Consider the following 19,293-nt stretch of genomic DNA (forward strand, 5'->3'; position numbering starts at 1 on the left):
ACACGGGGCCGCGCGCTGTCAGAGGCGGACGGCGATCAGGGCGATGTCGTCGCGGGCGCCGCCGGCGACCCCGAGGCGCCCCAGGACGGCGTCCGCGAGGCGATCGGGACTCATGCCCGCATGGCGGGAGAGGGCGTCGGTGAGCTGCCGCAGCCCGACGTCGATGTCCTGGTCGCGGCGTTCGATCAGGCCGTCCGAATACAGCACCAGGCAGTCACCCGGGGCACAGGGCACGCTGGCCTGCGGGCGCGGGACATGGTCGGGGCGCGCCCCGAGGGGAGGGTCGGTGGCCCGGTCCAGCAACTCGTGGCTGCCGTCGGGGTGCAGCAGGACGGGTGGCGGGTGCCCGGCGCTGCTGTAGGTGATCCGCTCGTGGCGGGCGTCGACGACGGCCTGGACGGCGGTGGTGGCCAGCGCGCCTTCGACGGCCCTGGAGTACAGGCCGAGCAGCTCCAGCGACCTGGCCGGTTCGTGCAGGGCCCTGACGGCGGCGCTCAGCGCGCTGCGGAGCATGCCCATGACGGCGGCGGCTTCGAGCCCGTGGCCCACGACGTCCCCGACGGCGACGGCGAAGGAACCGTCGGGCAGGTCGACGACGTCGTACCAGTCACCGCACACGTTCAGCGACCCGACGGCCGGCACGTAGCGCACCGCGATGTTCCCGTGCCGGTCCAGGTCGGGCGAGTGCAGCATGGCTTCCTGGAGGGTGACGGCGACCCGGCGTTCCCGGGCGTGCGCCTGCCGCAGCTCCTCGTTCAGCCGCTGCAGCTCCCGCGCCCGCGCGTAGAGCTCGGCCTCCATCACGTCCCGCCGCCCCCGAGGCCCTCCTGCAGGGCCGGAGGGGCGCGAGCGGACGAACTCGGTCACGTCCTCCACCCGGTGGATGATCCACGCCACCTGCCCGTCAGGCCCGAGGACGGGGGTGTTGATCGGCGACCACCAGCGCTCCTCGAACATCCCCTCCCGGGCCGGGACGGGGATGTCGTACTTCTGCACCGCCATCGTGTCCGGCCGCCCCGAACGCAGGGCACGTCGGAGCGAGTCGTGCAGGTTCCGCACCCCGTCCGCGTGCGCGTCCGCCGGATTGTCCGGGAACGCGTCGAACACGTACCGGCCGATCAGGTCCGGTCGGCTCCGGCCGGTGGCCTGCAGGTACGCCTCGTTGACATCGACGATCACCAGGCCGGGATCCAGCACCAGATACGGACTGGGCGTGGCCATGAACAACGCCTTGTAGTCAATGCTCGGTTCCACGGGCTTCGCGTCCGTCCTTCCGCGCTCCGGGATCGGTGCCGATGCGACGGGGACGCCCGAGTCCGCGGCCCTGCCGCCGCCTCACCGGCTCCATTGTCCCAGGCCGGACCCGCCGGCACTCGACGAGACGGGCGGCGTCGCGGCGGCGCGACGGTGGGGACGGCCCTGGGCCCACCTCCAGCGGGCTACACGCGCATGTGCGGCAGGCGGGGGGCGTCCCCGCTCGCCCGTCGGCCGGCGTACCCATCGGCCGGCATACCCGTCGGTCGGCGTATACGTCGTCCGGCGTACCCGTCAGTCGGGCTAGTCCCGCGTGCGGGTCGCGGTGGGCGGCGCTTGTCTGGAGGAGTCTCGTGCCACCCCACGAGACGCACGCGACCGGGAGGCGCCAGGACATGCAGCCCCAGTTCAGGACGCGGAACATCGCGTCGGCCGGCGGATTCCTCTCCGTCGCCGAATGCGCCGACGTCATCCACGCGATGGCGCGGGCGCCGAAGGAGCCGGCCCAGGTCGTGCGCGCGGGCGAATCGATCCTGGACGAGTCGCTGCGCCTCTGCTTCGACCACCACTTCCCGGAGGACTTCAAGCGCCGCATCGGCGAGCGCATGGCGTCCTACTTCGCCGAACACCGCGCGGAGTTCGACTCGGACGCGGACTACCTGTACGGCCCGTACTTCATGTCGTACGAGAAGGGCAGCTACTTCCGCGCGCACCGGGACGTCGCCAACCACAAGGACGATCCGCCCCGGCTGGCCGCCCACCGGTGGTCGCTGCTGCTCTACCTCAACGGGCGCGACGGCGGCGAGGCCCTGCCGGCGTTCGACGGCGGCGCGCTCACCGTCTACGAGACCGACCCGGACCTGCGCGACCGCCGGGTGGTCGTGGTGCCCGAGCCCGGCATGCTGCTGCTGTTCCGCTCCTCCCTCATGCACGAGGTGGCGCACGTACGCGACGGCACGCGGTACGCGGTCGCGGGGTGGATGTCCCGTGCAGACTCCCCCGCCCTCGGAGGCCCGCGATGACCCACCACTCCCCCGCGAACGAGTCGGTCCGACTGACGGTGACGGCGGACCCCGACGTCGAGACGCGGACCGCGCTCGCCGCGTTCTGCCGTCGCAACCGGTATCCGTACCTCTATTCCGAGGTCCTCGACCCGCTGTTGTCCCGGGGCGGCCTGGTGCTGGCGCTGGCCACGACGGAGCGGCCGTGGCCGCCGAAAGGGATCGGTTCGCAGACGGTCGAGGCCGTGGGCATCGCGATGATCGGCAGCGAGGACCGGGCCCATCTCACCCCCGTCCTGACGGACCGGCGCAACGTCACCAACGTCGGCCTCGTCGCTGCCGTGACGAAGCAGCTGCTGGAGCACCTGCGCGAGCGGAACGTGCCGTCGGCCGGATATCTGGTCCGCCAGGGCGACCGGGCCCTCGAGCGTGTCCTCGAACAGGCCGGTTTCACCGAGGCCGATTTCCAGTCGTCCACCGATTTCGCCGACTACCTGGAGTTCTCCGCGGCGCCGCAGGAGGTGCTCGACACGCTCGGCCTGAGCCGGCTGCGGCTCGGCGACCTCCTGGCACTCGCCCTGGACGGCGGCGAGCTCGACCGGCTGAGCTCCTACCACTTCGCGCTGAGCGCCGGGCTCTCGGCCTATCTGCAGGACTCGATCCGGTACGCGGCGATACTGCCGGGGCTGATCGACCTGATCGCCACGTCCCCTCCCGGGGGAGTTCCGCCCGGCACGCCCGGCCCTCCGGTGGAATGACCCGTACGGCGTCCGGGGCGCCGGGGCCTCCGGGGCGGCCGGTGACCGTCTCGCTGGTGATCGCGAGTCTGGACGAGGGCGCGGAGCTGCACGAGACCCTGAGGTCCGTGTTCGCCGGGTCGGACGTCGCCGACGAGACCATCGTCGTCGACGACGGCGGCACCGACGGCAGCTGCGCCGCCTTGGAGCAGGCGCGGTGGCGGGCGCGAGGGGTCGTCGTCCACCGCATCCCGCGCAGCGGCGTGGCGGCGGCCCGCAACGCGGGCGCCCGGCTCGCCCAGGGCACCCACCTGCTGTTCCTCGACGCGCACTGCCGGCTGGACCGGGACTGCCTCGGCCGGCTGCGGGCCGCGCTGGCCGCCGGGCCCGATGCCGTCCTCGCCCCCGCCCTGCGCGACGTCGGCGGTACGGCGCTGGGCTGCGGCGCCCGCCTGATCGACGCCGGCCTGCGGGTACGTTGGCTGCCGCCCGGGCCGGACGGCGCCCCGTACCCGGTGCCCATCGCGCCGGGCGGCTGCCTGGCGGTGCGGCGGGCGGTGTTCGAGCGGCTGGGCGGATTCGGGGCCTTCCGCGAACTCGGGCTTGAGGACGTCGACTTCAGCCTGCGGGCATGGCGTGCCGGGATCGATGTGCTGGCCGTCCCGTCGGCACGACTGGAGCACCGATTCCGCCCGTACCCGCCCTACCGTCTGAGCTCCGCGAGCCGCGCGTACAACGTGGCACGGGTGGCCCTCGTCCATTTCGACGGCGCACGCCGCGAGGAGTGCCTGCGCAAGGTGATCGGTACGCCCAGGGCCGCCGAGGTGCTGGTCGAGGCGTTCACCGGCGACTGGGAGGCGCAACGCGGCGCCGTCGCGGCAGCGAGCGTGCGCTCCGCCGAGGCGTTCTTCGCGACCTTCGGCGACTGGAGGTGAGCCCCGCCCCGGCGTGCGGCCCCCTACGCGCGCAGAGACACGTCGAGGAGTTCGCCCGGTTCCCGCGGGACGTCGGTGAGGGCGCGCCCTGAGCCGGTGTTCTCCCGGGCCGCCGTCCGGGCGGAGCCCCCGCCGAGGGCCCGTTCGTCGGCCTGGTGCTCGGCGTGGCCTCGGGAAGCGGTCTAGTGGGTCCGGTCGCCGCCCTCCGTCACGGACGGGGCGGCCGGGCCCGGGGTCGTCGCCGGGGTCGGCGTGATCGTGGGGCGTTCGACGATGCCCGGTGGGCGGGCGGGGGGTGCCGGGGCGGGGTCCAGGAGGCCGCCGGGGAAGGCCCCCAGCAGGTACGCGGCCGCCACCGCAGCCGCCGCTCCGAGGCCCGCGAAGGCGAGCGCCCGCACCCGGCGGGTTCCCGTGGCGCGCCCTTGCGGCGGCTCGGCGCGGCGCAGTTCGTGGTACGTGACGAGGGCCGCGCGGGCGGTCAGCGCGGCGCGCAGGCGCTCCTCGACCGGGGAGTCGTGGCCCGCGGCGGGCGGTGTCTGCGGTCTCATCGGCCCGCCTCCAGCTTCTTCTCCAGCGCGTCGAGCGCCCGGCTCGCAGTGGACTTGACCGTGCCGCACGAGAGGCCCAGCGTGCGCGCGATCTGTGCTTCGGTCAGCTCCGACCAGTACCGCAGGACGAGCACCTCACGCTGGCGCCGGGTCAGCTGCGCGAGGGCGTCGAGCACGTGGCGGTGCTCCTCCGCGAGCAGCAGCTCCTCGTCGACCGGCGCTCCGGGGCCCTGGTGCGGCGGGGTGTACGCGCGGGCGGTGCGGCGCCTGCGCAGGACGGAGCGGGCGGCGTTGACCACGGCGGTGTGCAGGTACGCCCCGGGGTCCTTGAGCCCGTCGAGCGAGGTGCCGTGGGTGCGGCACAGGGCGGTGAACGCGTCCTGGACGACGTCCTCGGCGGTGTGCAGGTCGTCCACCAGGAACAGCGCGAGCCGCACCATGTCGAGCCGCCGTGCCTGGTACAGCTCGGTGAGGTCGGGCGGCGGTTCGTAGCGGTGCGGAGGCGCGTGGCGGTACGTGGGTTCGTCCTCGTGGGACGGTCCGACCGCCCGGAGACGCCGCCCGGGGGCCCTCTCCCGTACCGGTGCCCCGTCGGCCGTCCGCGACAGCCGGGCGAGCAGCCGTGCCCACCAGGGCGACGGCGCGGGGGTGCGGCCGGGGCCATGGACGGGGCTGGATATGGCGTACGACAACTGCGTGTCCTCGGTCGGTGCGTCGGGCGGGAGGGGTGGCGGGACAGGGCCGGGACCGGACCTGTCCCGCCACCCCGGTGGCAGGGCCGCTCGTGTTACTTACGGACGCCGGTGCCGGGCGAGATCACCCGGGGCGCGTTCTCGGCCGTGGGGGCCGCCGGCGCGGGGGTGGAGGCGGTGGAGGCGGTCATCTCGGACCCCTTGGCCGGGGAGACGACCTTCGGCGCGTCGGCCGGCGCCGGCGCCGGCGCGGCGGTACCGGGCTTCGACACGGCCGGGGCGGCCTCCGGCGCGGTGGCCGGGACCGGGGCCGGGGCGGGCTTCGCGCCGGAGTCGGCGAAGGCCTGGGCGGCGAAACCGCCGCCGAGGAGCAGTGCGACACCGGCAGCGACGCCCAGGACGCGGGGGCGGCGGAGGTTCCGCTTGGAGTGGACGGACATGGGATCTCCCGAGGAGGTGACGAACAGGGTCTGGTGGATCCGGCCGATCGGGTGATCAGGTGACCGGCCGGATCCGGTGGATCGGTCGAAGGGCGCCTTCAACCCACCAGACGTGCGTCACCCCCGGAGGTTGCGATCCGTTCCGGAAATCTTTTCGGGGCGGATCGAGGTGACCGGAGACGCGTGTCTCCCACGCCTCTCGGGAGCGGTCGGGTCAGCGGGTGGCGAGGCGTTCCAGCAGGGCCGTGCTGTGGGCCAGCAGGGTCCGTTCCTCGTCCGTCAGTTCGGTCTCGATGGCCTGCGCGAGCCAGCCGGCCCTGCGGCCGCGCTCCGCTTCGAGCGCGGTGCGGCCCGCGTCGGTCAGCTCGACGAGCGACTTGCGGCCGTCCGTGGGGTGCGGCCGACGCGCGATCAGGTCCTGCTCCATGAGCAGCCCGACCGCTCGCGCCATCGACTGCGGGCGGACGCGCTGATCCGCGGCGAGGTCGCTGGTGGTCATGGCGCCGTTGCGGTCCAGGGAGCCGAGGACGGCCGCCTGGCCCAGCGGGATGTGGTCCTCGTGCTTGACGCGCCGGGTGAGTTTGCCCATGGCGGTGCGCAGGTCGACGGCGATGGCGGCGGCTTCCGTGGAGGGCATAGAGCACCTTACCCCGCGCCCCGCCCCGCGCCCCGGCACGGCCGGGCGCCCGACGTGCGCAGCCATACTGCACAGCAATACTGCACAGCTAAAGTGTGCAGTCTTGCTGTAGTGTTTTGAAGGTCGGGCTCAGCGCCAACGCTGTCGCAGCCAGGGCCCGGCACCTGACAACGGGAAGGAACTCCCATGTCCGCACAGGTAGTCGCACCCCTCGACACCGACGCCGGCACCACCATCGAGACCGTCACCGCGCGCCGGATCATCGACAGCCGTGGCAACCCCACGGTCGAGGTCGACGTCGTCCTGACGGACGGCTCCCTGGGGCGCGCGGCCGTCCCCTCCGGCGCCTCCACAGGCGCCCGGGAGGCCCTGGAACTGCGCGACGGGGACGCCGCGCGCTGGCACGGCAAGGGCGTGGACCGCGCGGTCGCCCACGTCAACGGGGAGATCGCGGCGGCCGTGCGCGGCCGGGACGCCGCCGACCAGGCCGGGCTCGACGCGGGGCTGGTCGCCCTCGACGGCACCGCCACGAAGTCCCGGCTCGGCGCCAACGCGATCCTCGGCGTCTCCCTCGCCACCGCCAAGGCCGCCGCGGCCGCCCACCGTCAGCCCCTCTACCGCTACCTCGGCGGCGCGGACGCCCGTCTCCTGCCCCTGCCGATGATGAACATCGTCAACGGCGGTGCCCACGCCGACAATCCGCTGGACTTCCAGGAGTTCATGATCGCGCCGGTCGGCGCGGACACCTTCGCCGAAGCCGTCCGCATGGGCAGCGAGGTCTTCCACACCCTGCGCCGCGACCTGCTGGCCGCCGGGCACTCCACGGGCGTCGGCGACGAGGGCGGCTTCGCGCCCGCGCTGCGCACCGCCGAGGAGGCGCTCGACTTCGTGACCGCCGCCATCGAGCGGACCGGCTACCGCCCCGGCACGGACATCGGGCTCATCATGGACCCGGCCTCGTCGGAGTTCTTCCGCGACGGGGTGTACGACTACGTCGGCGAGGGGGTGCGCCGCACCCCTTCCGAGAACGCCGACTACCTCGCCAAGCTCATCGACGCCTATCCGATCGTCTCCATCGAGGACCCGATGGCGGAGAACGACCTGGACGGCTGGCGCGAGCTCACCGCCCGCGTCGGCGACCGCTGCCAGCTCACCGGCGACGACGTCTTCTGCACCGACGAGACGCTGCTGCGCGAGGGCATCCGCACCGGCGTGGGCAACTCGATCCTCATCAAGGTCAACCAGATCGGCACCCTGACCGAGGCACTGGCCGCGGTCGGCACCGCCCACCGGGCGGGCTGGACGGCCGTCATGTCACACCGCTCGGGCGAGACCGAGGACACCACCATCGCCGACCTGGCCGTGGCGACCGGCTGCGGTCAGATCAAGACCGGCTCGCTCTCCCGCTCCGACCGCACCGCGAAGTACAACCAGCTCATCCGTATCGAGGAGGAACTGGGCGCCTCCGCCCGCTACGCCGGCCGCTCCGCCCTCCGCCGGGCGTAGACGGCTCCGGAGCCGCCCGGAGCCGACGCCGCCGTCGCCGTGGCCGTGGCCGTGGCCGTGGCAGGCGGAGGCGGATTTCCTTCCGCCCTCCGCAGACCGACGGTCATCGTCAGTCCTCCCCCGGGTGTGTCCTCCGCCGTCACCGTCCCGCCCATCGACTCCACGAAGCCGCGGGCCACGGCGAGACCGAGGCCGACGCCCTCGCCCCGGGGGGCGTCGCCGTAGCGCTGGAAGGCTCCGAATATGCGGTCCTTGGCCTCGTCCGGGACGCCGGGGCCGCGGTCGACGACGCGGAGTTCGACGCGGTCCGCGAGGGCGCTCGCCGCGACGAGGACGGCGTGGCCCGGCGGGCTGTACTTGACGGCGTTCTCGACGATGTTGGCGACGGCGCGTTCCAGGAGGCCCCGGTCGACGGCGACCATCGGGAGCGTCTCGGGGATGTCCAGGTCGACGCTGTCCTCGGGGACGCCGAGCAGCGCCATGGGCACGACCTCGTCGAGGTCGGTCTCCCTGATGACGGCGGTGACCGTGCCGGTCTCCAGCCGGGACATGTCGAGGAGGTTGCCGACGAGGTGGTCGAGGCGGTCGGCTCCGGACTCGATGCCTTCGAGGAGTTCGGCGCGGTCCCGCTCGGACCACTCGACGTCGTCGGAACGGAGCGAGGTGACCGACGCCTTGATGCCGGCGAGCGGCGTCCGCAGGTCGTGGCTGACCGCCGCGAGCAGGGACGTACGGATCTTGTTGCCCTCGGAGAGCCTGCGGGCCTCCTCCGCCGCGCCGACGAGCCGCTGCCGGTCGAGGACGACGGCGGCCTGGGCGGCGAAGGCGCCGAGCACGCGCCGGTCCTCGGCGGGCAGCACCCGGCCGGTGAGGGCGAGGGCGAGGTGGTCGCCGACGGGCATGTCGACGTCCGCGTCGTCCGGGCGCTCGCACGGACGGTGGCCGACGGCGGCGACGCGGGCCCACGGCGCGGTCTCGTCGGGACGCTCCAGGAGGACGACGGACTCCATGGAGAAGGTCTCACGGACCTGTTCGAGGAGGGCTTCGAGCGTCGTCTCCCCGCGCAGCACGCTGCCGGCGAGGAAGGACAGGGTCTCGGCCTCCGCGCGGAGCCGGGCGGCCTGATGGGTGCGGCGCGCCGCGAGGTCCACGACGGAGGCCACGGAGATCGCCACCCCGACGAAGATCGCCAGGGCGACGATGTTGCGGGGGTCGGCGATGGTGAGTTCGTGGATGGGCGGGGTGAAGAACCAGTTGAGGAGGAGGGAGCCGGCGGCCGCGGAGGCGAGCGCGGGCTTGAGGCCGCCGAGCAGGGCCGCCGCGACGGTGAGGGTGAGGTAGAGCAGGACGTCGTTGGCGAGTCCCACCGCGGGCATGGCGGTGCTGAGGAGCAGCGTGAGCAGGGCCGGCCCGGCGAGCCCGACGAGCCAGCCCCAGACGGTGCGGGTCCGGCCGAGGCGGGCGCCGCGGGCGGCGGACAGGCCGCCCCTCCGGCCCGCCTCGTCGTGGGTGACGATGTGGACGTCGAGGTCGGGGCCGGACTCGCGGGCGACGGTGGCGCTGACGCCGGGGCCGAAGAGGTACTGCCAGGAGCGGCGGCGGCTGACGCCGAGGACGATCTGGGTGGCGTTCACCCCGCGCGCGAAGGCGAGGAGAGCCGTGGGTATGTCGTCGCCGACGACGTGGTGGAAGGTGCCGCCCAGGTCCTCCACGAGGGTGCGCTGAAGGGCCAGTTCCTTCGGGGAGGCCGCGGTGAGGCCGTCGCTGCGGGAGATGTAGACGGCCAGCACCTCGCCGCCCGCGCCCTTCTCGGCGAGCCGCGCGGCACGCCGTATCAGGGTGCGTCCCTCGGGGCCGCCCGTGAGACCGACGACGATCCGCTCGCGCGAGCCCCAGATCTTCGAGACCCGGTGCTCGGTGCGGTACTCCTGGAGGTACTCGTCGACCCGGTCCGCGGTCCAGAGCAGGGCGAGCTCGCGCAGGGCGGTGAGGTTGCCGGGGCGGAAGTAGTTGGAGAGCGCCGCGTCGACCTTGTCCGGCTTGTATATGTTGCCGTGGGCCATCCGCCGCCGCAGTGCCTGCGGCGACATGTCGACCAGCTCGATCTGGTCGGCCCGGCGCACGACGTCGTCGGGAACCGTCTCCTTCTGCCGTACGCCGGTGATCGACTCGACGACGTCGCCGAGCGACTCCAGGTGCTGGATGTTGACCGTCGAGACGACGTCGATGCCGGCGGCGAGCAGTTCCTCCACGTCCTGCCAGCGCTTGGCGTTGCGCGAGCCCGGGACGTTGGTGTGGGGCAGTTCGTCGACGAGCGCGACGGTGGGCCGCCGGGCGAGGACGGCGTCCACGTCCATCTCGGTGAAGGAGGTGCCGCGGTACTCGACGTTGCGGCGCGGGATCACCTCCAGGCCGTGCAGCATCACCTCGGTACGCGGCCGGCTGTGGTGCTCGACGAACGCGACGACGCAGTCCGTGCCGCGCTCGACCCTCCGGTGCCCTTCCGAGAGCATGGAGTACGTCTTGCCGACGCCCGGCGCCGCCCCCAGGTAGATGCGCAGCTTCCCGCGTCTCATGTTCTGCGACTCTCCTATGGCTCGGATCCACGGCTCGGATCTACGGCTCGGATCTACGGCTCGAACCGGTAGCCCATGCCGGACTCGGTGATCAGATAGCGGGGGTGTGCGGGGTCCGCTTCCAGCTTGCGGCGCAACTGGGCCATGTAGACCCGCAGGTAGTTGGTCTTGGTGCCGTGGCTCGGGCCCCAGACCTCCTTGAGCAGGTGGCTCTGGCTGATCAGCCGCCCGGGGTTGCGGATGAGGATCTCCAGCAGATGCCATTCGGTCGGGGTGAGCCGTACGTCCCGGTCCGCGCGCCGCACCCGCTTCGCCACCAGGTCGACGGTGAAGTCGTCCGTGCTGATCCGGCCTCCCGGGACCGGTTCGGAGACCGGGGCCTCGGCCGCCCGTCGCGTCGCGGCCCGCAGGCGGGCGAGGAGTTCGTCCATGCTGAACGGCTTGGTCATGTAGTCGTCCGCGCCCGCGTCGAGGGCGCGGATCTTGTCCTCGGAGCCGCTGCGCGCCGAGAGGACGAGGACGGAGGCACGGCTCCAGCGCCGCAGGTTCCTGATGAGTTCGACGCCGTCCATGTCGGGCAGGCCGAGATCGACGATCAGGGCGTCCGGTGGCTCGGCGGCGGAGAGCGCCAGCGCGGTGGCACCGTCGGGCGCGGCTTCCACCGCGTACTGACGGGCCTGCAGGTTGATCACCAGAGCTCGTGCGAGCTGTGCGTCGTCCTCGACCACCAGCACCCGCGTCATCGGCGTGCTGCCTTCCTGTCGTCCATGTCGTTCGTATCGTGCAGGATGAGGAAACCGTCTTTTCCCCTCGCCACCGGCCTCGTTGACGCCGCCCTAACGCCCTTGACCTCCCTCTTGACGCATCCCCTACGCGTCGGCACATCCGCCACGCGCCGGGCCGGCCGGTCGGGGCTCATGCCCGGGTGAGCGTGACGACCATGGTCAGACCGCCCCCTGGGGTGTCCTCCGGGGTGAGCGTGCCGCCCATCGCCTCGGTGAGCCCGCGGGCCAGCGCCAGACCGAGGCCGACGCCGGTGGTGTTGTCGGTGTCACCGAGTCTCTGGAAGGGCTCGAACACGCGCTCTCGGTCGGCCACCGGAAGGCCGGGGCCCCGGTCGACGACGCGCAGCTCGACGCGGCCGGAGAGCGTGCTGGCTCCGAGGAGGACCGGGTGTCCGGGCGGCGAGTGGCGGAGGGCGTTGGCGACGAGGTTGGCGACCACCCGTTCGAGGAGCGGAGGGTCGGCGAGGACCAACGGGGCCTCCTCCAGGCCGCGGAGGGCCACCCGGCGGCCCGCGTCCGGGAGCCCGTCCAGGGCCGCCGGGACGACCTCCTCCCAGGCCGTGGGGCGCAGGTCCAGGGTGAGGGCCCCCGCCTGGAGGCGGCTCATGTCGAGCAGGTTCTCGACGAGCCGGCTGAGCCTGGCCATGGACTCGTCCGCCGTGGCCAGGAGTTCGCCCCGTTCCTCGGCGGTGAAGTCCACGTCGGGGCTGCGGAGCGAGGCCACCGCCGCCCATCCCGCGGCCAGCGGGGTCCGCAGGTCATGGCTGACGGCGGCGAGGAGCGCCGTCCGCATCCGGTCCGCGGCCTTCACGCTCTCCGCCTCCGCCGCCGCCTCGGCGAGCCCGGCCCGTTCGACGGCCGCCCTGACGTGCGCGGCGAACGCCGTGAGGACACGGCGCTCGGCGGCCGGCAGCGTCCGGCCGCGCAGCACGAGGAAGCCCCCGTCGCCGAGCGCGACCTGGCTCGCGGTGGGGTCGTCCACGGGGTGGTCGGCCAGCTCCGCGGCCTGCGCCGCGAAGGTCTCCCTGGTACGGGCGAGCAGGGCGGGGACGGTGTGTTCGCCCCGGACGACGGAGCCGGCCAGCGCCGAGAGGGTCTCCGCCTCGGCGGTGGCGCTCGCGGCCCGGCGTGACAACCGCAGCGACCGGTCCACCATGGCCGCGACGGCGCCCGCGACGACGAGGAACACCCCGAGGGCGAGGACGCTGTCGGGGTCCTCGTAGGAGAACGCCCCGATGGGCGGCATGAACCAGTAGTTGAGCAGCAGGGAGGCCGTCACCGCGGCGACGAGCGCGGAGCCGATGCCGCCGATGCAGGCCACGCCGACCACGGTGACCAGGAACAGCAGGGCCTCGCTGGTCAGGTTGAGGCTGCCCCTGGCCCGGTCGAGCAACAGGGTGAGGAGGAGTGGGAGGACGACTCCGGCGACGGGGCCCGCGACGCGCCGGGACAGCGGGAGGGTGCGCCGCCGCGAGGGCAGCGGGCGCCCTCGCCCCGCCCGCTCGTGGGTGACCATGTGCACGTCGATCCCGCCGGAGAGCGTGACGGCGGTCTCGCCGATGCCCCGCCCGGTGAGGAAGCGTTCGAGCCGGCCGCGTCTGCTCGTCCCGAGGAGCAGCTGGGTGGCGTCGCCCGCCCTGGCGAAGGCCACCAGTGCGGTCGGCACGTCCTCGCCGACGACCGTGTGGTAGCTGCCGCCGAGGCTTTCGACCAGGCGCCGCTGGCGGGCGAGGGCCGCCGACGAGGCGCCGGCCGCGAGACCGTCGCCGCGCACCACGTGCACGGCCGACAGCTCGCCGTGGGCCGACCTGGCGGCGATCCGGCCGGCGCGGCGTATGAGGGTGTCCCCCTCCGGGCCGCCCGTCAGTCCGACCACCACGCGTTCCCGGGCCGCCCAGACACCCTCGATGTCGTGGTCGTCGCGGTACTTCCGCAAGGCGTCGTCGACCTGCTCGGCGACCCAGAGCAGGGCGAGTTCACGCAGGGCGGTCAGATTGCCGGGGCGGAACCAGCTGGCCAGGGCCGCGTCCACCACCTCCGGGGGGTGGATGTTGCCGTGCGCCATCCTGCGGCGCAGCTCCTCGGGGTCCACGTCCACGAGGACGATCTGGTCGGCGCGGCGGACGAAGGCGTCCGGGACGGTGTCGCCGGGCGGTACCTCGGTGATCGACTCGACGACGTCGCCGAGGGATTCGAGGTGCTGGACGTTGATCGTCGTGAGGACGTCGATACCGGCCGCGAGCAGTTCCTCGACGTCCTGCCAGCGGCGGGCGTTGCGGTGCCCGGGCGGGTTGGTGTGGGCCAGGTCGTCGACCAGGAGCAGTGCGGGGCGGCGGCGCAGAGCGGCGTCCAGGTCGAATCCGCCGTGCTCGCGGTCCGGGCGGGCGGGGCGGTCCGGACGTTGCGGGCGGTCTCGGTGTTCCGGGCGTTCCCGGTGTTCCCGGCTGTCCCGGCTGTCCCGGCGATCCCCGTGCTCCAGGTGCTCCAGGCGGTCCCGGTACTCCAGGCGTTCGAGGCCGTCGAGGAGTGCCTCGGTGTGAGGGCGTCCACGGCAGTCGGCGGCGCCGACGACCACGTCGGTCCCCCGTGCCGCCCTGCGGTGGCCCTCGTCGAGCATCCGGTACGTCTTTCCGACGCCGGCCGCGGCACCGACGAGAACCCTGAGCCGTCCGGGGCGGCCCGCCGGCGGTCCCGTGTCCAGCCGTTCGGTGGGCGGGCCCGTGTCGGGACGCCCGGTCCCGGTCAGAACTTCTCCGGGCGGACGAGAGCGGCCACCAGGTAGCCGACGATGCTGAGGGCCACGATGAGTCCGACCACGTTCTCGATGCTCACGAACGATCAACTCCTGTGGGAGGGCGGGCGGGTGAGAGGTGCGGGTGCCTGCCGCCATCGAAGTCGGCAGGGGGCCGCCGCTCGCCCACCTTGACGTCGTCCTGTCGCCCGACCCGCCGACACTGACGCCGCCTTGACGGTTCCTGTACGGGGAGTTCACCCGAGCGGGCGCGTCCCGCGTCGCGCCCCCGGACTCGTCCCGCCCGCGGCATCCTGTGGCGCCGCCCGGCTCCGTCCGGCCCCCGTTGACGCCTCTCTGACGCCGTGACCGCCCACCTTGACGGGCCTTTGACGAAGCCCTCGAACGCCCCGTAAGGGCCTCGTCAAAGCCCGCGCCGACCCGTCGGTCCGGCGGCTCCGAGCGTCTAGATTCACCCTCGGTCGCTCACCGACCCGGGGACGTCAGTGGCCTGACCGTCCCGGACCACGGGGGCACGGACCGCCCCTCCCATCCGGCGCCCGTGCCCCCGTGCCCCCCGTGTCGAGCGACCGCGCTGTCCGTCCGCAGCCGCGCGGCGGGAGTCGGGGCACAGGGCTCCGGTGCCCGCACGGGGCACCCTTCGCGGGGCACCCCGCACCGTGTGGGCCGGTGGCCCGCTCCCCAGGAGTCCGTCCTGGGAGGTGCCTCCGGCCGTTCCCCTTCCGGCCTCCGCCGTACGGACGGCCGGCTTCCCAGAAGGTCTCTCGCGATGCACTCCGCCGCGCCCCGATCAGGGCCGCCCTCCACGACCTCGCCGTCCCCCCTGGATCCGTCCGCCCCCGGCCTCCCGTCCACCCCGGGCACCTCCTCCACCCCGGGCATCCCATCCACCCCGGGCACCCCCTCCACCCCGGGCCTCCCGTCCGCCCCTGGCCACTCGTCCGTCCCCGGCCACGCTCCCACCCCGCCCCAGCACCCCGCCCGCCGCCCTCGGCCCCAGCGGCGGCGGGCGGGGCACGGCGGGCTCCTCGACCCGGTCCAGCTCGTGAAGTCCTTTCCCGAGGCGCTGCGCAAACTGCACCCCCGCACGCTCGTCCGGAAGCCCGTGCTGTTCGTGGTGGCCGTCGGTTCGGCGCTCACCACGCTCTCGGCGCTGTTCGACCCGTCCGTGTTCACCTGGACCGTCAGCGTGTGGCTCTGGCTGACCGTGGTCTTCGCGAACCTGGCGGAGGCCGTCGCCGAGGGCCGGGGCCGCGCGCAGGCCGAATCGCTGCGCAGAGCGCGTACGGACACGGTCGCGCTGCGCCTGCGGCACTGGCGGTACGGGACGGACGTCGACCGGGCAGCGACGGAGGCCGTCGCGGCGACCGAGCTCAAGCAGTTCGACTTCGTCCTCGTCGAGGCGGGCGAGCTGATCCCGGCGGACGGCGACGTCGTCGCCGGGATCGCCTCCGTCGACGAGTCCGCCGTCACCGGCGAGTCCGCGCCCGTCATCCGCGAGGCGGGCGGCGACCGTTCGGGCGTGACCGGCGGCACGACCGTGCTCTCGGACCGGGTCGTCGTGCGCGTCACCTCGCGGCCCGGCCACTCCTTCATGGACCGGATGATCGCCCTCATCGAGGGAGCGGAGCGCCAGAAGACGCCGAACGAGATCGCCCTCAACATCCTGCTCGCCGCGCTGACCGTCGTCTTCGTCCTGGTGGTCGTCGCGCTGAGGCCGATGGCGGGGTACGCGGACGCCGCCCCCTCCACGCCCGTCCTGGTCGCGCTCCTCGTCACCCTCATCCCCACCACGATCGGCGCGCTGCTGTCGGCGATCGGCATCGCGGGCATGGACCGGCTGGTGCAGCGCAACGTGCTCGCCATGTCGGGCCGGGCCGTCGAGGCGGCCGGCGACGTGAACACCCTGCTCCTCGACAAGACCGGCACCATCACCCACGGCCATCGCGAGGCCGCCGCCTTCATCCCGCTCCCGGGGGTCGAGGCCGCGCTGCTCGCCGACGCGGCCCAGCTGTCCTCGCTCGCCGACGAGACCCCCGAGGGGCGGTCCGTCGCCGGACTCGCCCGGCGGCAGTACGGCCTGGAGCCGCCCGCCGAGGGAGAGTTGGCCGACCCTCGGTTCGTGGAGTTCAGCGCGCAGACCCGGATGAGCGGCGTCGACCTGCGCTGGGACGGCGGCGCCTGCCACATCCGCAAGGGGGCGACGGCCCAGGTCGTCGCCTGGGTGGAGATGTACGGGGGTACGGTGCCGCCCGAGGCCCGCACCTGGTCCGACGCGATCGCGGACGCCGGCGGGACGCCCCTCCTCGTGGCCCTCCACGACGGCGAAGGACCCCGGGTACTGGGGATCGTCCACCTCAAGGACGTCGTGAAGGAGGGCATCAGGGAGCGGTTCGCGGAGCTGCGCCGCATGGGCATCCGTACCGTCATGGTCACCGGGGACAACCCGCTCACCGCACGGGCGATCGCCCACGAGGCGGGCGTGGACGACTTCCTCGCGGAGGCCACCCCCGAGGACAAGATGGCCCTCATCAAGCGGGAGCAGGCCGGCGGGAAGCTGGTCGCGATGACCGGCGACGGCACCAACGACGCCCCCGCCCTCGCGCAGGCCGACGTCGGCGTGGCGATGAACACGGGCACGTCGGCCGCGAAGGAGGCCGGCAACATGGTCGACCTCGACTCCAACCCGACCAAGCTCATCGAGATCGTCGAGATCGGCAAACAACTCCTCATCACCCGAGGCGCGTTGACGACCTTCTCGATCACGAACGACGTGGCGAAGTACTTCGCCATCATCCCCGCGATGTTCACGGGCGCCTACCCCGGCCTGGAAGCGCTGAACATCATGGGGCTGAGCAGCCCCACCTCGGCCATCACCTCCGCCATCATCTTCAACGCCCTGATCATCGTGGCCCTCATCCCGCTCGCCCTGCGCGGCGTCCGCTACACACCGGCGTCCGCGCACGAGCTGCTGCGCCGCAACCTGCTCGTGTACGGACTCGGCGGCCTGGTGCTGCCCTTCGTCGGCATCAAGTGCGTCGACGTGATCGTCTCGGCCATTCCCGGCCTCGGGTGAGCCGTCGTCAGGGCGGCGGCACCGGACAGGTCCAAGCGCGCCCGCGAGAGAAGGCCCGCCGCAAGAAGAAAGCGCGCTCAAGCTCAGCTCAGCTCTTCTCCCCTCTCCCCTCCCGGAGGTCCCCGTGATCCCCCACCCCGCCCACCAACCGCCCGCCTCCGCCCGGGCCTTCCCCGTCGGCGCGCCCGGCACGGCGACGCTCGCCGAGCACGTCCTCGCCGGCGGGCACGGCACCTGGTGGACCGACCGTGCCGAGCGGCCCCGTGTCGTCGCCGTCACCAGCGGGCGCCACGCGCTCCTGGCCGGCGACCCCACCGCCCTCGCCCCGGCCGACCTCGCCCCGCTGGCCGGCCACCGCGTCGAGGCGTCCGCGCGCTTCCTGCCCGTCCTCGCCGCCGCCTTCGACCTCCTGCAGCCGTGGGACCGCATGCTCTACGTCCAGCGGGCGGACGCGGCCCCGGCGCGGGTCCCCCGGGGGACGACGGTCCGACGGCTGCGCGCCGAGGACGGGCCCTCCCTCGCCTGCGCCGGCCTCGCCCTGGGCCGGACCTTCGCCAGCTGGGGCGGTCCCGAAGGGCTGGCCCGCTCCGGGCACGGCTGGGCGGCCTTCCGGAAGGACCGTGTCCTCGCCGTGGCCTGCTCGCGGTTCGCGGGCAGCCGGTACGAGGACGTGGCCTGCGCGACCGACCCCGGTGAGCGACGGCAGCACCTGGCCCTCGCCTGCGTCGCGGGCCTGTCGGGCGACATCGCCGCCCGGGGCCGGACCGCCACCTGGAGCTGCTCCCGCGAGAACCGGGCGAGCCGTCTGCTCGCGTGGACCGCCGGGTTCCGGCTGCTGCGCGAGTACGTGCACCACACCACCGGGCCGGCCGCCGTCAGCGGCACGTCAATTCTGCGGACCGCCGCGTAAACAGCGCGTAGCCGACGCCCCGTACGCCCGTCGGCGGCCCTAACGTCGGCACCATGCAGCCCCCGCTCCCCGCCCCCCGCCCCGCCTCCGACGTGCTGCACGACGCCGGATGGCCCGGCGAGGCCCGGGCCGCCGTCCTCTGCGCCGGCCTCCTGCTGGGCACCTCGCTGGCGGTGCAGGCCGGCGCGCACGGGCTGACCCTGCACCGGGTGCTGGGCTGCATCGTGCCGGCCGTGCTCCTGCTGGTGGTCCTGCTGCCCGCACGGGTGAGCGCGGCGCCGGGCCGGCTGACGGTCCGGGGTCCGTGGGTGACCCGGACGGTGCGTACCGACCGGCTCGCGGTGCTCGTCTGGCCCGTGGACTCCGGCCGGCGTCTGGCGCTGCGGGACGAGGACGGGTCCTGGGCCGAGGTCGACCTCCGCGTCCTCCTGGCCAACCCCTCCCTGTGGCTCCGCATCGAGGACGACGCCCGCGCCTCCCGCGCCCGCGGCACCCTGGAGCGCGGCACGCCCGACCTCGCGCGCCTCGCGCTATACGTCCACACCGAGACCGCGCGGTCCGTCCTCAAGGTCTCGGGCCTCGGCTAGCCGCTCGGGGCGGCCGAGCACCATCGCGGCGAGCCCCGCCAGGTCGACGGCGACGAGCCGGGCCTCCGTCGAGACCGGTACGGTGCCGGGCGCGGGCGTCATGAGGAAGCGTCCGTGGACCGTGCCGTCCGCCACCGCGGGCAGCTCGATCTCCCCGTCCGGCCAGCCCTGCCGCTCCAGGTCCCAGATCCAGCCCTCCACCCGTACCGACCCGTCCGCCCGGAGTCCGGGCGGCGGAGGGCCGTCGGACTGCACGGCGGTGGTGAACCGGCAGCGGCTCAGTTCGAGAACCTCCACGAGGTCCCGCCGGACCCGCTCGATCGCCTCCGGCCGCGTGCAGTCGCCCGATCGCACCAGCCGGAACGTGCGGTGCAGGCACTCCAGGCGCTCGGCGTCGGTGACGGCGACCGAGCTCATCACCCGCGCCCGGGCGGCGATCTGGGAGACCGCCAGTCCGACGAGGAGCAACAGGACGGCCGTCCCGACGTCGGTCCGGTCGTGGATGTGGAAGCTCTGGTACGGCACGGTGTGGAAGAAGTCGAACCAGATCGCCGTCGACAGGGCGGCCAGCGCACCGGCCCAGCGGTTCCCCAGGGCCGCGACGGCCACGACCACGACGACGAGGACCAGCGCGAGGTCGGTGGGGCTGACGCTCGTCCGCAAGGGCAGCAGCATCAGCGCCGCCAGGAGGGGTGCGAGGAGCGCGGCCATCACGGCGGCCACGTCCCGGAACGGCATGCGCATCGTCGGCCTCCTCCGCGGCGTCACCCACGTGTCCGGTACGTCGGTCGAGATATCGGTCCATACGTCGGTCGACGTCGGTACGTCGGCACACGTGCCCGGTACCTCAAGGCTGC

The 19,293-nt window shown here is 73.8% G+C and carries 17 protein-coding genes; 7 read left to right on the forward strand and 10 right to left on the reverse strand.

All coding sequences use genetic code 11. The features are described 5' to 3' along the window. Positions 1–18: 18 nt before the first annotated feature. On the reverse strand, positions 19–1,254 hold the full coding sequence (locus tag AB0Q96_RS20445) for a SpoIIE family protein phosphatase (protein WP_365327322.1): 1,236 nt from the start codon (positions 1,252–1,254) through the stop codon (positions 19–21). Between the two features lie 395 nt (positions 1,255–1,649). Between AB0Q96_RS20445 and AB0Q96_RS20450 the strand changes: the two genes are divergently transcribed. From AB0Q96_RS20450 to AB0Q96_RS20460, 3 genes are read left to right on the forward strand one after another with little or no spacing between them, the layout of a single operon-like run. Further along, positions 1,650–2,276 (forward strand): 2OG-Fe(II) oxygenase, encoded by a 627-nt coding sequence (locus AB0Q96_RS20450; RefSeq protein ID WP_365327324.1) that lies wholly within the window; start codon positions 1,650–1,652, stop codon positions 2,274–2,276. After that, positions 2,273–3,013, forward strand: coding sequence for a hypothetical protein (locus AB0Q96_RS20455; RefSeq protein ID WP_365327326.1), 741 nt, complete (start codon positions 2,273–2,275; stop codon positions 3,011–3,013). Before AB0Q96_RS20450 ends, AB0Q96_RS20455 begins: the two co-directional genes overlap by 4 nt. Positions 3,014–3,069: 56 nt before the next feature. After that, the gene (locus AB0Q96_RS20460; RefSeq protein WP_365327328.1) at positions 3,070–3,927 is read left to right on the forward strand and encodes a glycosyltransferase; all 858 of its coding nucleotides are present in this window, start codon (positions 3,070–3,072) and stop codon (positions 3,925–3,927) included. A gap of 182 nt (positions 3,928–4,109) precedes the next feature. Here AB0Q96_RS20460 and AB0Q96_RS20465 read toward each other — a convergent pair whose 3' ends face one another. The 4 genes from AB0Q96_RS20465 to AB0Q96_RS20480 all read right to left on the reverse strand — a co-directional run bounded on the left by AB0Q96_RS20465 (position 4,110) and on the right by AB0Q96_RS20480 (position 6,244). Continuing rightward, positions 4,110–4,475: a hypothetical protein gene (locus AB0Q96_RS20465; RefSeq protein WP_365327330.1), complete on the reverse strand. Its 366-nt coding sequence runs from the start codon at positions 4,473–4,475 to the stop codon at positions 4,110–4,112. Next, on the reverse strand, positions 4,472–5,167 hold the full coding sequence (locus tag AB0Q96_RS20470; RefSeq protein WP_365327332.1) for a sigma-70 family RNA polymerase sigma factor: 696 nt from the start codon (positions 5,165–5,167) through the stop codon (positions 4,472–4,474). The genes AB0Q96_RS20465 and AB0Q96_RS20470 overlap by 4 nt, the downstream gene beginning before the upstream one ends. A 95-nt stretch (positions 5,168–5,262) precedes the next feature. Next, on the reverse strand, positions 5,263–5,607 hold the full coding sequence (locus AB0Q96_RS20475) for a hypothetical protein (protein ID WP_365327334.1): 345 nt from the start codon (positions 5,605–5,607) through the stop codon (positions 5,263–5,265). Between the two features lie 214 nt (positions 5,608–5,821). Continuing rightward, complete coding sequence (locus AB0Q96_RS20480) at positions 5,822–6,244, reverse strand: MarR family transcriptional regulator (RefSeq protein WP_365327336.1); 423 nt, start codon at positions 6,242–6,244, stop codon at positions 5,822–5,824. Positions 6,245–6,430: 186 nt separating this feature from the next. Here AB0Q96_RS20480 and eno point away from each other — a divergent pair, with 186 nt between their 5' ends. After that, a complete protein-coding gene (gene eno, locus AB0Q96_RS20485; protein WP_365327338.1) occupies positions 6,431–7,750 on the forward strand; it encodes a phosphopyruvate hydratase in 1,320 nt (439 codons plus the stop codon). On the opposite strand, the gene AB0Q96_RS20490 is transcribed toward eno, so the two are convergent. From AB0Q96_RS20490 to kdpF, 4 genes are all read right to left on the reverse strand, one after another. Then, entirely contained in the window at positions 7,717–10,326 is a 2,610-nt protein-coding gene (locus tag AB0Q96_RS20490) for a sensor histidine kinase KdpD (RefSeq protein WP_365327339.1), read from the reverse strand. The genes eno and AB0Q96_RS20490 overlap by 34 nt on opposite strands. Positions 10,327–10,379: 53 nt before the next feature. Next, on the reverse strand, positions 10,380–11,069 hold the full coding sequence (locus tag AB0Q96_RS20495) for a response regulator (protein ID WP_365327341.1): 690 nt from the start codon (positions 11,067–11,069) through the stop codon (positions 10,380–10,382). Positions 11,070–11,241: 172 nt separating this feature from the next. Continuing rightward, positions 11,242–13,728, reverse strand: coding sequence for an ATP-binding protein (locus AB0Q96_RS20500; protein WP_365327343.1), 2,487 nt, complete (start codon positions 13,726–13,728; stop codon positions 11,242–11,244). Positions 13,729–13,853: 125 nt separating this feature from the next. Beyond that, positions 13,854–13,943, reverse strand: coding sequence for a K(+)-transporting ATPase subunit F (gene kdpF / locus AB0Q96_RS20505; protein ID WP_365327345.1), 90 nt, complete (start codon positions 13,941–13,943; stop codon positions 13,854–13,856). Positions 13,944–14,908: 965 nt separating this feature from the next. On the opposite strand from kdpF, the gene kdpB reads away from it, so the two are divergent. The 3 genes from kdpB (at position 14,909) to AB0Q96_RS20520 (ending at position 18,436) form a co-directional block, all read left to right on the forward strand. Beyond that, entirely contained in the window at positions 14,909–16,939 is a 2,031-nt protein-coding gene (gene kdpB, locus AB0Q96_RS20510; RefSeq protein ID WP_365327347.1) for a potassium-transporting ATPase subunit KdpB, read from the forward strand. 124 nt (positions 16,940–17,063) lie between these two features. Continuing rightward, a complete protein-coding gene (locus AB0Q96_RS20515; protein WP_365327349.1) occupies positions 17,064–17,849 on the forward strand; it encodes a GNAT family N-acetyltransferase in 786 nt (261 codons plus the stop codon). A gap of 53 nt (positions 17,850–17,902) precedes the next feature. Then, on the forward strand, positions 17,903–18,436 hold the full coding sequence (locus AB0Q96_RS20520) for a hypothetical protein (protein WP_365327351.1): 534 nt from the start codon (positions 17,903–17,905) through the stop codon (positions 18,434–18,436). Here AB0Q96_RS20520 and AB0Q96_RS20525 read toward each other — a convergent pair. Continuing rightward, entirely contained in the window at positions 18,380–19,180 is an 801-nt protein-coding gene (locus tag AB0Q96_RS20525) for a DUF4118 domain-containing protein (RefSeq protein ID WP_365327353.1), read from the reverse strand. The genes AB0Q96_RS20520 and AB0Q96_RS20525 overlap by 57 nt on opposite strands. Positions 19,181–19,293: the final 113 nt, after the last annotated feature.

It is taken from the genome of Streptomyces sp. NPDC093111, from assembly GCF_040683955.1.
Classification (GTDB): domain Bacteria; phylum Actinomycetota; class Actinomycetes; order Streptomycetales; family Streptomycetaceae; genus Streptomyces.

Bases quoted from the DNA above. Each gene is read 5' to 3' on its own strand.
- AB0Q96_RS20490 (WP_365327339.1), bottom strand. From the start codon at position 10,326: ATGAGACGCGGGAAGCTGCGCATCTACCTGGGGGCGGCGCCGGGCGTC.
- eno (WP_365327338.1), top strand. From the start codon at position 6,431: ATGTCCGCACAGGTAGTCGCACCCCTCGACACCGACGCCGGCACCACC.
- AB0Q96_RS20475 (WP_365327334.1), bottom strand. From the start codon at position 5,607: ATGTCCGTCCACTCCAAGCGGAACCTCCGCCGCCCCCGCGTCCTGGGC.
- AB0Q96_RS20480 (WP_365327336.1), bottom strand. From the start codon at position 6,244: ATGCCCTCCACGGAAGCCGCCGCCATCGCCGTCGACCTGCGCACCGCC.
- AB0Q96_RS20520 (WP_365327351.1), top strand. From the start codon at position 17,903: ATGCAGCCCCCGCTCCCCGCCCCCCGCCCCGCCTCCGACGTGCTGCAC.
- AB0Q96_RS20525 (WP_365327353.1), bottom strand. From the start codon at position 19,180: ATGCGCATGCCGTTCCGGGACGTGGCCGCCGTGATGGCCGCGCTCCTC.
- AB0Q96_RS20465 (WP_365327330.1), bottom strand. From the start codon at position 4,475: ATGAGACCGCAGACACCGCCCGCCGCGGGCCACGACTCCCCGGTCGAG.
- AB0Q96_RS20450 (WP_365327324.1), top strand. From the start codon at position 1,650: ATGCAGCCCCAGTTCAGGACGCGGAACATCGCGTCGGCCGGCGGATTC.
- AB0Q96_RS20495 (WP_365327341.1), bottom strand. From the start codon at position 11,069: ATGACGCGGGTGCTGGTGGTCGAGGACGACGCACAGCTCGCACGAGCT.
- AB0Q96_RS20455 (WP_365327326.1), top strand. From the start codon at position 2,273: ATGACCCACCACTCCCCCGCGAACGAGTCGGTCCGACTGACGGTGACG.
- AB0Q96_RS20500 (WP_365327343.1), bottom strand. From the start codon at position 13,728: ATGCTCGACGAGGGCCACCGCAGGGCGGCACGGGGGACCGACGTGGTC.